The 12,307-nt window shown below is 41.0% G+C and carries 10 protein-coding genes; 7 read left to right on the forward strand and 3 right to left on the reverse strand.

The genetic code is table 11. The annotated features are described in order from the left end of the window. Positions 1-145: 145 nt before the first annotated feature. Together RG959_RS11875 and RG959_RS11880 are read right to left on the reverse strand one after the other, a co-directional pair. On the reverse strand, positions 146-979 hold the full coding sequence (locus RG959_RS11875) for a hypothetical protein (protein WP_342797291.1): 834 nt from the start codon (positions 977-979) through the stop codon (positions 146-148). Between the two features lie 672 nt (positions 980-1,651). Then, positions 1,652-2,482 (reverse strand): STAS domain-containing protein, encoded by an 831-nt coding sequence (locus tag RG959_RS11880; protein WP_342797292.1) that lies wholly within the window; start codon positions 2,480-2,482, stop codon positions 1,652-1,654. Between the two features lie 674 nt (positions 2,483-3,156). Here RG959_RS11880 and RG959_RS11885 point away from each other — a divergent pair. The 6 genes from RG959_RS11885 (at position 3,157) to rpoN (ending at position 8,843) form a co-directional block, all read left to right on the forward strand. Then, positions 3,157-4,005: an STAS domain-containing protein gene (locus RG959_RS11885; RefSeq protein ID WP_342797293.1), complete on the forward strand. Its 849-nt coding sequence runs from the start codon at positions 3,157-3,159 to the stop codon at positions 4,003-4,005. 176 nt (positions 4,006-4,181) lie between these two features. Next, positions 4,182-4,805: a LysE family translocator gene (locus RG959_RS11890; RefSeq protein ID WP_342797294.1), complete on the forward strand. Its 624-nt coding sequence runs from the start codon at positions 4,182-4,184 to the stop codon at positions 4,803-4,805. A 158-nt stretch (positions 4,806-4,963) separates the two neighbouring features. Then, positions 4,964-5,992, forward strand: a complete 1,029-nt coding sequence (locus RG959_RS11895) for an ROK family transcriptional regulator (protein WP_342797295.1) — start codon at positions 4,964-4,966, stop codon at positions 5,990-5,992. A 210-nt stretch (positions 5,993-6,202) separates the two neighbouring features. Then, on the forward strand, positions 6,203-6,832 hold the full coding sequence (locus tag RG959_RS11900; RefSeq protein ID WP_342797296.1) for a DUF1349 domain-containing protein: 630 nt from the start codon (positions 6,203-6,205) through the stop codon (positions 6,830-6,832). A gap of 50 nt (positions 6,833-6,882) precedes the next feature. Next, positions 6,883-7,266 (forward strand): VOC family protein, encoded by a 384-nt coding sequence (locus RG959_RS11905; protein ID WP_342797297.1) that lies wholly within the window; start codon positions 6,883-6,885, stop codon positions 7,264-7,266. A gap of 257 nt (positions 7,267-7,523) precedes the next feature. Continuing rightward, on the forward strand, positions 7,524-8,843 hold the full coding sequence (rpoN, locus tag RG959_RS11910) for an RNA polymerase factor sigma-54 (RefSeq protein WP_342797298.1): 1,320 nt from the start codon (positions 7,524-7,526) through the stop codon (positions 8,841-8,843). Positions 8,844-8,920: 77 nt separating this feature from the next. Here the strand turns inward: rpoN and RG959_RS11915 are convergent, their stop codons facing one another. Next, a complete protein-coding gene (locus tag RG959_RS11915; RefSeq protein WP_342797299.1) occupies positions 8,921-10,351 on the reverse strand; it encodes an amino acid permease in 1,431 nt (476 codons plus the stop codon). Positions 10,352-11,098: 747 nt separating this feature from the next. Between RG959_RS11915 and RG959_RS11920 the strand changes: the two genes are divergently transcribed. Next, positions 11,099-11,953, forward strand: a complete 855-nt coding sequence (locus RG959_RS11920; protein WP_342797300.1) for a YitT family protein — start codon at positions 11,099-11,101, stop codon at positions 11,951-11,953. The last annotated feature ends 354 nt before the right edge of the window (positions 11,954-12,307 follow it).

Raw genomic sequence — 12,307 nt, forward strand, 5'->3', positions numbered from 1 at the left:
TGAAACACTTTCCGCTTGTTAGAGTGGTGAAAATGAAGAGAACCTGTTTTGATACTATTCAAAACAGGTTCTTTTTTGCTCGATTATATGTATCAAGCAGAGCAAGTATAAACATTACCCTGCACCGGATCCCACGTTAGGGATTTCACTGATACGTATAGGAACCATAATTCGTATAATTGTATTCGTTTGAACCAAAATCTGAATCAATAAATTTATCTAACGGATGCCCGGCTTCTGTGATATTTTCAATGACAGGTCCTAAATAAAGATCTGTCTGCCAGTCGCCATACGGCAGGTCAACTTGGACAGTATAAGTGCCCGGACCATACAGACCGGTTTGGTTATCATAGCTGGTTTGATTGCCGTCACCAATTTTACGATAGCTTGTAAAGCTAAGTTCTACCGGTTTCATTCCTTCAGGTACCGTAAATGTAACCGTTCCTTTATCTACATGAGTGTTAAAAAATTCATTATACGGCTGTTCAGGCTCCAAAATAGTATAATTTTCATTCGCTTCTGTTACAGAAAGGGCCTCACTCCATAACTCTCCCTTACCAGGATGGTTTGGACGCTGATACGCTTTAAATATGTAATTTCCTTCTTCGCTCGGTATGTATGTTAATGTTTGTGATTCACCAGAAGCTAAATCATCTACCGTTCCTGTGTACACCACTTCACCGTTTTTAGGGTTGCCATTTGGCGCCCAGTATACTTCATACGTTACGGTACCTTCCATATCACGGGAATCCTGGCCATTCTCTATTACAGCAGAGATAGAATCTGGCGTATCATTTTGTCCGGTGAAGACTAAAGAACTCTTATCCCAGCTAAGAGCTTTTCCGGTTGATGATGTTTCTTTTTGTACATTCGCACTTTTTGCTGAGTCAGCAAATGCTAAATGTCCTGGCAGCGCTAAAGATCCCCCTAATAGTGAAGCTGCAAGGGCGCCTGCAGTGATTTTCGTGAATTTTTTCATAGTCTCACTCTCATTTTCAATAGATTTTTTACCGCCTGACTTTTCGCAACGAGTTGTGTGCCTGCTTTTTCCTGAAGGCTAAACTAGCTTAGCGAACATTAAAATAAGTTGTCAATTAAGGCAGTGACGCCAAAGTGAAATATGATTTTGGATTTAGAAGCGTTGATAAATATGAGGTGAAAACGCAGTCATTCTGAAGGATAGCGGTTTCAAAAAGTGGGAAAATTGAGCCGAAAATCCTGTATTTTCTAATATATCATCTAGGGAAAATAACCTTAAAGAAGGAATATATTTGAAGTGATTTTCACATCTTATTGACATAACATTTTATAGACCTATACACAAATAAAGGTTTGTTTAGGGAAAAACTATATTTCTCACCATACACATACAAAAAGCACAAGAAGAGTGACAAGTATCAAAAAAGGGGCGGCCTCGCTTTAAAAACATTCGTTATGATTTCGGTGTTATGGCTGGAGGAAGCGAAGAAGAGAGCAGCTGTATTGAACAGTCATTTGCAAGTTGTCAGGACATTTAGTTTTGCGATGAGACAACAGCATAAGGCAAGCCGGCATTTTGGCCGCTTGCCTTATGGAATGGCGGACAAATCTTTGAAGGTTGGTTCTGTGTGATACATACTGCAAGCGCTGCAGCCGGCAAAAGGGATGATGCTTACAGCACTTTGGACGTAGCAATCGCATTTTTTAAAGTGCCTTTTATATGAAGCTTGTTAATCGGAATCCCCAAGTTGACCATAGGTACAGCCAGTTCAGGTTTTATGCCAGTGAAGGTCAAAGAAATACCGATGATTGCAAGAGAGTCTTTTAACTGAAATAACGTATTAGCCGATATTGTATCGATACGAGGAACCCCTGATAAGTCTAAAATCAGCTCATCAATTTTTAAGTCTTTGCATTTAGGCAGTACATTTTCTAATATGATGCTGGCTCTTTCTTCATCCAGTTCGCCGATTAAAGGGAGAATCGCTACTTTATCTGATAGAGCTACTACAGGAAAAGAAACTTCGTTAAATGCTTTTTTGGCAGAGGCTATCCTCTGTTCGTAGAAACTGATATAGCTAGCATTGTAAACAAGAAGGACTTGATCAATAATATCCTCTATTAAGTAATGGACTTGGATCACGACAGAAGCTTCTGTTTGATCGATGTCGATTTTATTTTGAAGGTAATTCCAGATAGTTTTTTTATAAGAACGAAGGGAGCGGGTGAGCTCTTCTACCTGTATTCCTTGCTCAACAGCTGCTAGAGCCGTTTCCCTGGTCCAATCCGCTATTTCCTCTGCTACACCGGGATCATGCTGATTTAAAATAGCAGTTCCAATCAATTCAATTAAGTGTGCCCGCCGTTGAGTCATCGTATCATTTGAAAGGCCGCCTTCATCAAGCAATGAATGATATTCGCTATTCAAGGCTTTGTTAATTTCTACCGCTATCTCAGCACTATGATTTTGCAAGAGCTGTCCTACTGTTTTAAAAAATGACATATTGACAACCTGCCTCTCTATTTTGGCAATTTTTGAATACATTTAAGTAATTCAAATGATAAAGAAAATTTCTTTTAAAAACCATCTTTTCTTTTAAAAATTTCCATCTGGCAGAAGGCGGGGTCTCCACACAATTAGCAGCATTATAAGAAGGAAAGGCCATTGGTATAAGTGAGCTATTTAAATCGTCAATCGCGGCCATACACCTATTTGCATCCCGAAGTAATCAGGGCTCTGTTCTTAGAAATAGATAAAGAAAGATATTTAGAAGGCTGAAAGCAGAAAATAAAAGCTAAAAAACAATCTAGAGGAGCAGGTGCCCGAAACATTCAATAAGAAATTCATAAACTAATAAAAAAAGCGGCGTATTCAAAATCTCTTGAAAGCGGACTGCAATTAGCAGCCGCTTTTTTTTGTAGATACACATATATAAGCGGGCTGCGTGTCTATCAATCAGGGAATACAGCCGATTGGTCCCTGTTTCTTTCACGATGCAGGCTGCAATTGGTTTCAAATTACTTTTAACAGGGTATGCTATATTTGTTTGAGCATGCTGCCTCCAGCATCCCCCTCTTACTTTTACTCCTGAAAAGCAGATTCATTTTTTTGATTGATTGGCTTTCGTAGTAATATACATAAGAAAGATGTTAGCTAATAGAAGCGAGGATATTGAAATGACAGAAAGATTAAATCCATCCCTGGATATTCGTTTTCAAGATTTTGAAGAAGCAGCGGTCCGGGTTCTTCAAATCATGGCGGAATTCATCCACGTAAACACGTTATTTATTGCCCGCAACGATGGCAAAACGAACCGCATGGTAAAGGTATTAAACAAAAGTGAAAAGCTTGTGAATGAAGGGGATGAACGCCCATTCCCCGAAGCATACTGCAGCTTAAGTGTGGAACATGGCGAACAGGTTCTTGTCATTCCAGACGTGAAACAGCATAAAGAAACAAAAAACATGGACGTTACAGAGAAACTTGGCGGCGGAACGTTTATTGCGATTCCAATTAATTATAAAGACGGAAAAAACTACGGAACGATTTGCGGCCTCGATACAGAACAGCAAACATTTACAGAAAAACAAATTAAGATGTTTGAGACGATGTCTGCTCTTTTATCGTACGTATTAGAGCTTGATTACACGAACAAGCAGTTATTTACCATATCGGCACCGGTTGTAAAGGTCGCAAAAGGCATTGCGATTTTGCCTGTTGTAGGTGACATCGACGAACAGCGTGCAGAAAGCATTATCGAAAAAGCGCTTTTTGAAAGCCGTGAATTAGAGCTTGAGCGTCTCATTGTGGACTTGTCCGGCATTTTGCATATAAATCATACAGTTGTAGCGTCGCTTTTAAAAATCTCCACAGTTTTAAAGCTGGTAGGTGTAGACTGCACAGTAACCGGCTTGCGTCCTGACTTAGCTATGAAAGCCGTTCAAATGAATGCAGAATTAAAAGAAATGGTATTTGAAAAAGATTTGGAGAAAGCATTGCAGAAAATTGGCTTCGAATTGAAATGAAAACAAGCCCGCCGGTAGGAAGCGGGCTTGTTTTTACTTTGTTCTTAGCGTATGTACTTAAAAGAGAATGAAAATTGTTAGGAGTCTCATAAAAAGCAGCAGGAAGATTCGTCCCTCATTTTAATCTTATGCTAGAATAAAAAGGAAAAAACGAATAAAAGAAAGGATTTTAAAAAGTGTCTTTATTAACAGTTATTTCTTTTCTAGGTACAGCTATCCTGCTTACGCTTATGCCAGGACCGGATAATTTATTTGTTTTGGCACAAAGCATCGTAAAGGGAAAAAAAGCAGGAATTGCTACTGCCTTTGGGCTTTGCACGGGGCTTCTTGTCCATATTACAGCAGCGGCCGCTGGCATTTCAGCTCTTGTGTATCAATCTTCTGTTGCGTTCGCCCTGGTAAAGTATGCAGGGGCTGCTTACTTGCTGTATTTGGCTTATAAATCTTTCCGCGCTTCAGGATCCGATTTTTCTCTCGGCGGGAATGATTCCTTAGGCTATAAAGCGCTTTATAAAAGAGGTATTATTATGAATATGTTAAACCCAAAGGTTTCTCTCTTTTTTCTCGCCCTTTTTCCCCAGTTTATCGATCATACGGACGGCAGTATTATCATGCAGATGATCGTTTATGGCTTTATTTTTCTGATCCAGGCCTTAATTCTATTTACACTTATCAGTGTGTTTGCCGGTAAAATCGGAGAATTCCTTCGTAAAAGCCCATCCGTGTCAAGAAAAATGAATATCATCCAAGGATCTATTTTTACTTTAATCGGTGTGAAAATAGCCTTCAGCCAAAAATAAGGAAGAGGAAGGACAATAATATCCTTCCTTTTTTATTTTACATGCTTTAAACGTCAGCCATAAAGTATCATTTGTGCTTAAAAAAAGGATGTGATACAGTATGGTTGAGACTTATTAAAGGAGTTTAATAAGTGGAAGGAAAAAGAGAGGTGAGGATCATGAGCGAGATGTTTGCCACTCCAAAATCCATGAAAAAGGTGATTCTTTATCGTATTCGTAAAGCCTTATTGGAGATGGGAGGAGCGACCAAAGCAGAACTCAGCGAAAAGTTAAACATTAGTTTTCCGACCATCAGCAAGTTTCTCACGCAGATGGAAAAAGACGGAGAGCTGAAGCTGCTTGGCCTCGATGATTCGAGCGGCGGCCGTAGAGCGAAACGGTACGCATACAACCCTGAATTCCGGCTTGGTTTGGCCATTTTTCTGGAGAGGGAAGAAACCCACTATACGATCTTCAATTGCCTGGGCGAGATCAAGAAACAAGGAAAAGCAGGCAGTGTTTTAGCAGGAGGTTTACCGATGCTGACCGCCTGCATAGAAAACATCATGCGCCAGTATCCCAAAATACGCGCGATTGCCATCGGCGTGCCTGGTTCGGTGGAGAATGGCCGCGTTTTTTTCATACCGGGCTATGAACAGTTTCAGCAGGTTGACTTAAAAGAATATTATGAAACGCACTTTTCCATCCCTGTTGTGGTTGAGAATGATATGAACGCAGCGGTCCTCGGTTACCAACGGGAGAAGACCACGCAAACCAATTTATCACTTGTTTATTTGTATTTCGGACAAAACGGCCCAGGGGCTGGCATTTTGGTGAATGGGAATATTGTGCGTGGCAGCACATTTTTCTCTGGAGAAGTTTCCTTTGTACCGCAATACGATCACCGAAACTTTCAGGAAGCATTGGGAACAAATTGTTCTTCCGGTTATAGCGGTCAGCAGGTAGATGCTATTAGCCGCCTGGCGGCTGCGTTTGTTTCCATCCTTAACCCTCATACCATTATATTTTGCGAAGAAGAAGCCGATGAAGCTTTGATGGAACAGATTTTGGCTCAAACTGCAAAGTACGTTCCAGCGGAGCATCTTCCGGAATTGATTGTGAGTGACTTGAAGCAGGATTATCTATATGGATTGCAAAGTCTGGGGCTGGACTTAATCATCAATGAAACAGGGATGCCTTCTATGTAATAATAAACGCTTTTCAGGTAAAGATTTCTACATAAAGCCATCATTTCACTGTGACTACGGCTGCAACATTCATATAGGCGAGAATTTCTATACAAATGTTGTAACCAGGGATGTGCCGGATAACGTTTCATAAGTGGGAATCCAGCAAGAGTGGATTAAGGCAAGCGAATCTTCAATGGAAAGTGCCCTTATGAGAAAGGAGAAAACATAATGGACAGCCTGATGATATTGTTAGAAGAATTTAACCACAAAGACATAAACAAAGGACTTAAATGGTTTTCGCCTCCCCAGCATTGGAGTCATGATTCCGAATGTGCCACTTTCATGATCAGAACGGACAAGCAAACGGACTTTTGGCAGAAGACGCATTATGGATTCGAAGCTGATAATGGTCATTTTCTCTACTATGATGTAAACGAAGACTTTCGGTTAACGACGAAAGTACATTCAAAACCCAAAAATCGCTATGACCAGGCCGGCTTAATGGTGAGATACTCCAAAGACACATGGATAAAAACGTCTGTTGAGTATATACCGGGCGGAAAGAGTAAATTAGGAGCTGTGGTTACGAAGCATGGATATTCTGATTGGTCCAGTCAGGCCTTTTCCCAAGAAGACTTTTCTCTCTATTACAGAATCACAAAAAAAGAAAGCGACTTTTACGTCGAGTACTCAGTGGATGGTGATGTCTGGACTCAAATCAGAATGGCCCATTTACCCGAAGCGACTCACGTCCAGGCTGGCATTTATGCCTGCAGTCCTCAGGGAGAAGGATACGAGGCAGCATTTGACTTTATAAAAATTGAAAAAGTCCATGATCAGACAACAGTATACGAGTAATGGAGAGTATCTAGCTATACTCATTAGGCATAAGGAAAGAGGTGAAAAAAGTGAAGATTGAGCATGTAGCAGTCTGGGTGAGAGACTTAGAGAAAATGAAAGCCTTCTATGTTGATTATTTTGACGGAATATCAAACGAAAAGTACGTGAATCAGACTAAAGGATTTGAGTCCTATTTTATTTCCTTTGGAAAGGGAACTGCAAGGCTCGAGATTATGCAGAAAACAGGGATCAATCAACTCCAGGCTGAAAATATGACTGGGTGGGCCCATGTGGCATTTTCAGTAGGAAGCAAAGAACAGGTAAATTATAAAACGGAGCAGCTTCGGGATGCTGGCTATGAGGTAGCCGGAAACCCGCGTGTTACCGGCGACGGCTACTATGAAAGTGTTATTAAAGATCCGGAAGGAAACCTTATAGAGATCACTATCTGAAAAAGCTGATGTTATAGGCAGGTTTCGAGCTAATACACTATGGTGGACAAGTGATTAACTGAAATGAAACAAACAAAAGCCTTCTTTTTTAAAGAAGGCTTTCGTTTGTTTTGTGCTCCTTCCTCCTTAATGCGACAGTTTAAGAAACGAAGCTGGTTGAAAATTGATTTGAAAAAGAAGTTCGTGAGATTTTCTAACATACTTTTATTTTGAAAAGTTTAAATCATGTAATATGGCAGGAAGGGAGGAAATTGTTTATGCTACACATGCAGATGCTTCAGAACCAATCACTTCAATTAAAAATTTCACCAGAGCTGTCACAAGCGATCTCTATGCTGCAGTATTCAGCAGAAGAGCTTCTGTCTTTCTTGCAAGAAAAAGCGGAAGGAAATCCGTTAATCGAAATCGACAAGCTTATGGATTATTCCTTCCTGCCTAGTCATTCTTCTCCTAATACCCAAGCTGATCCTTTGGAGGTTATTGCTGCAGAGGACATACATTTAACAGACTACTTATTAGAGCAGCTTCTCTTTTTTGATTTGTCTCCTGACGAAAAGCGCTTAACTACTTACATTATTCAGTGCCTGGATGAGAACGGTTATCTGAGAGAAGATCAAAGCGAAATCGCTCTTCGTTTTCACACAACGCAGTCAGAAGTAGAAAGATGTCTCAAGCTTATTCAAAGTTTAGAGCCAGCTGGAGTGGGAGCACGCAATTTGCAGGAGTGTTTACTTCTCCAGCTTGAGAACATTCATATACGCACGCCTCTTGCTGAACATATTCTTTCCACTCACTTTGAAGATTTTGCTTATCGAAAATGGAACAAGCTTGCAAAGCTTTTAGAAGTCGACATCGGGCAAATTCAGGATCTTCATCAAATGGTTTTAACATTAGACCCAAAGCCTGGCCTTTCTTATTCAAATCAAGGGAGCCCGGTTGTGATGCCGGATTATACCGTTCAGTTTCAGAATGGAAAGTTACTCGTGACAAAGAACGGACAGGGCAATTGGAATATCAGCTTAAACAAAGCGTATGAAACTATGTTACGTCAAAACAAAAAGACAGAAGAAGGCTCTTATTTACGGGGGAAATATAAAGAATTTCAATGGATTCAAAACGGGCTAAATACTCGAAATAATACTATACATAACGTTGTACTCAGCTTAGCAGATTGTCAAAAAAGCTTTTTTCAAAAAGGACCCGAATATTTAAAGCCTCTTACAATGAAAGAGCTCGCCGCTCACTTAAATGTTCATCAATCTACCATCAGCCGGGCGGTTAGAAATAAATATGTCCACACACCTTTCGGCGTATTTGAATTGAGGTCTTTTTTTACAGGAAGCACTCAGGCGGTTAACCAGGAGGAAGTATCATCAAATCGAGTGAAGCTGCTTATTAAACAAATCGTCGAAACAGAAAATAAATACAATCCGCTGTCTGACCAGCAGATTGCGGCTATGCTGAAGCTGAAACATGAAATAAACATTTCGAGAAGAACAGTCGCCAATTACCGCGATGAGTTAAGAATTTTATCTTCTTCCAAACGAAAGCAGTTTGCCGCAAGTGGGGCTATTTAATAGATCTCTAAAGAAAAACACGACAAGAACAAGCTTGTCGTGTTTTTTGCTTTTTAGTTGTAAGTGCAAAGCGAAGTTTAAAGAAGCATCTTTCTATCAGCCGATAAATGAATCTCCTGCTGTTCTTTTTCAATCGCCTGGTTTTTCTTGATCTTCAGGTGGTAGATCGCATAGCAGGCCAGCATAAATGGAACCCCGCAGTAAAGGGCAAGCCGCTGGTCTGGATTAAATGCCATGCTGACCAGGACGGTGCAGTTCAGCACAAGGCCCAGCAGCGGAAAGAACGGATAAAGAGGCGCTTTGAATTTCAAGTCTGCCACATTGCCGCCTTCCCGGACGTATTTTCTGCGAAACGCAATCTGGGAAGCGGTGATGGAAATCCAACCGACCTGGGCGCCGAGACCGGCAATAGAAAGCAGCCAGAGAAAGACGGTTTCTTCTGCAAAAAAGCCGGATAACAGCGATAGAAGGGCGATGCCAAGCGTCAAAATAAGCGAGTTCATCGGAATGCCTTTTTTGTTTACTCTTGCCAGGGCAGGGGCAGCCATGCCCTCTTTCGAAAGCGAGTACAGCATGCGGGAAGCCGCATACAGGCCCGAGTTTCCAACCGATAAAAGAGCCGTCAAAATAACAAAGTTCATAATATCAGCCGCATACGGAATACCGATGCTGTCAAGCACCAAAACAAACGGGCTTTCCGTTACGCCTGCCTGGTCCGAAGGAATTAAGCCGGCCAGGACAAAGATAGATAAGACAAAGAATACAAGTGTGCGCCACACCGACTGTTTGATCGACTTCGGAATGGTTTTTTCCGGGTTTTCACTTTCCCCAGCCGCAATCCCGATTAATTCAGTTCCCTGGAACGAGAAGTTAACTGCAATCATCGTAATCAGCAGGGCGGTGACGCCGTGTGGAAGCAGGCCGTCCGAGGCATAGTTCGAGAAAAAGGGTGCTTCCTGGCCGCCTTTCATGTCAATCAGTCCAAACATTGCGGCACCGCCAAGAATGATAAATAAAAGGATCGCCACAATTTTAATGCCGGAGAACCAGAATTCTGCTTCTCCAAATGCCTTGGCCGACAGGGCATTGAGTGAGAAGAGGAGCCCTGCAAAAACCGCACACCAAATCCATGTCGGTGTATCAGGAAACCATCTGCCCATCAGCTGTCCGGCAGCCAGAAACTCCAGGGCAACTGTAACGGCCCAGCCCAGCCAGTACGTCCAGCCGAGAGCAAAGCCTACGCCAGGGCCAATAAATTTTGTGGTATACGTCTGAAAAGAGCCGGATACCGGCATGGCCACTGCCAGTTCCCCGAGGCAGACCATCGTTAAATACATGACAAAGCCGCCGACTAAAAACGCTAGAATGGCTCCTCCGGCCCCGGCTTGATTAATCGTATAGCCCGATCCGAGGAACAAGCCAGAGCCGATGACCCCTCCGAGTGAGATCATAAATAAATGCCTGGTTTTCATGGTTCGTTTCAACTCTTGTTGATGATGTTCCTTCATGTATTCTCCTCCTGTTTTGAGTAAATTGTTTTCCTGCCTTTTATACTGCAATTCTGATGCCAAACAAATATTTTCATTTTTCTAAAAAAAGCGATGATTTTTTCCTTTTTCAAGAAAAAAACGCCAATATTTTTGGCGGATGTTATAAAAAAATCTTTGCATGCCAGTTGCTTGGAAAGATCAATGGTCTCAAATAATAGATAAAGCAAAGCGGTGCAGCCCGCCAGGCACTTAAGAGGTGAAGCAGCTCAGTAAAAGAAAAGCACCTTCTGTAGGATTGGCATGAAGATTGCATTCTAAAAGGTACGATTCATTTTGATGGAGGTGAACAGCACTAAAGAGCAGGGGGAGGGGATAAAAGTTCCCCAATAAAAAGAATGGAAGCCGCTAATGGAAGAAGAACCCTGTTCAAGTAATGACTAAAAAGTGAAAGGCGGCTCATCCGCTTATAAAGAAAGGGCGATTAGGATGTGGAATATTACAGTTTTTCTGTCAAACAAGATTTGTATGTATGAGTTTGAAACAAAACAGGAAGCAGAGGAGATGTATCAAAAAATCCATAAAGGCTCTAAAATCATTTCCGAAATCATCTACATGCAAGAAAGTAAAACAGCCGTTTCAGTTTGAATGTAAAGACAAACGATTCATTTTTTCTGTTCTTTTAACAGAGGAAAACAGACTTTTTCATGGATTAAACAAGCTGGCTCGTTTCCTTTATTTAATGAATCTGTGAAAGAGGTAGAAACAATGAAAAATTATTTGATAGAAATAACGCTTATTATAATAGGTTCGTTCTTTTTTGCAGCTGGTGTTAATTTTTTTGCTATTCCAAACGAGCTGGGGGAAGGCGGCATTACTGGCATTTCTATGATCTTATATTATCTTTTTGATTGGTCTCCCGGCCTTACCACTCTCTTATTTAATGCTGTGCTTCTCGCTGCAGGATACAAGTTACTGGAAAAAAGAGTCACCCTTTACACGATTCTTTCGATTCTATTTACGTCCTTTTTTCTTCATTGGATTACAGGGATAGAAATGGTTTTTGATGAAAGCATTTTAGGAACCATTTTTGCCGGCGTATTTATTGGAATAGGGATCGGCCTTGTCCTGCGGGGAGGCGGCACAACAGGCGGATCGACCATTCTGGCCAAGTTTGCCAATCAGTATTTCGGCTGGGGCATGAGCACGGCCCTGCTTATTTTTGATTCCATCGTTGTCTTTTCATCCTATTTTGTGATAGGGATTGAAAATACGATGTTCACGATTCTGTCTATTTATATCGGCACAAAAGTGATTGATTACATTATTGATGGGCTGAATATGCGAAAAGCGGTCACGGTTATCTCGAAAAAGGCTCCTCAGATTGCAGGGCAAATTAATGAGGAGCTCGATAGAGGAGTTACGATTTTGCCGGCACGGGGCCACTTTACGCAGGAATCCAGGGAAATCTTATATATTGTCATTAATAAGCAGGAGCTGTTTAAATTTAAAAAGATCGTCCATCATATTGATCCAAAAGCGTTTGTTGTGGTTCATGATGTACGGGATGTGTTTGGGGAAGGATTTAGTTATCCAAAGTCTGCATTAAAACAAAGTATGTAGTACAACAAAAAAGAAAATGTTTCACTTTCAACAAGCACCTTTAATGGTGCTTTTCTCTTTTTAAGAGAAGCAGAACGTAAATAATAGGTTAACTGACATGATGAACAAGCAGATGATTCATACTATATTCTTTTAAATCAAGAAATACGGTATATGTAATGTTAAAAAGTTATTAATAAAGAAATTAAAAATAGATACTTTATTCCTGTATATACAACACTTTGGAAGCTAGAATGAAGCAAAATTAGCGATCTTTCGCAGTACAGAAGAGGTTGACTACACTCCTGTCCGGCGTTATGAAAAAAAAGAACTGAAAAAACTAGCACAGGACCATGCTCATCATTTCACGACAAA

The sequence above is a fragment of the Domibacillus sp. 8LH genome (assembly GCF_038806185.1).
In the GTDB taxonomy this organism is placed as follows: Bacteria; Bacillota; Bacilli; order Bacillales; family Domibacillaceae; genus Domibacillus; species Domibacillus indicus_A.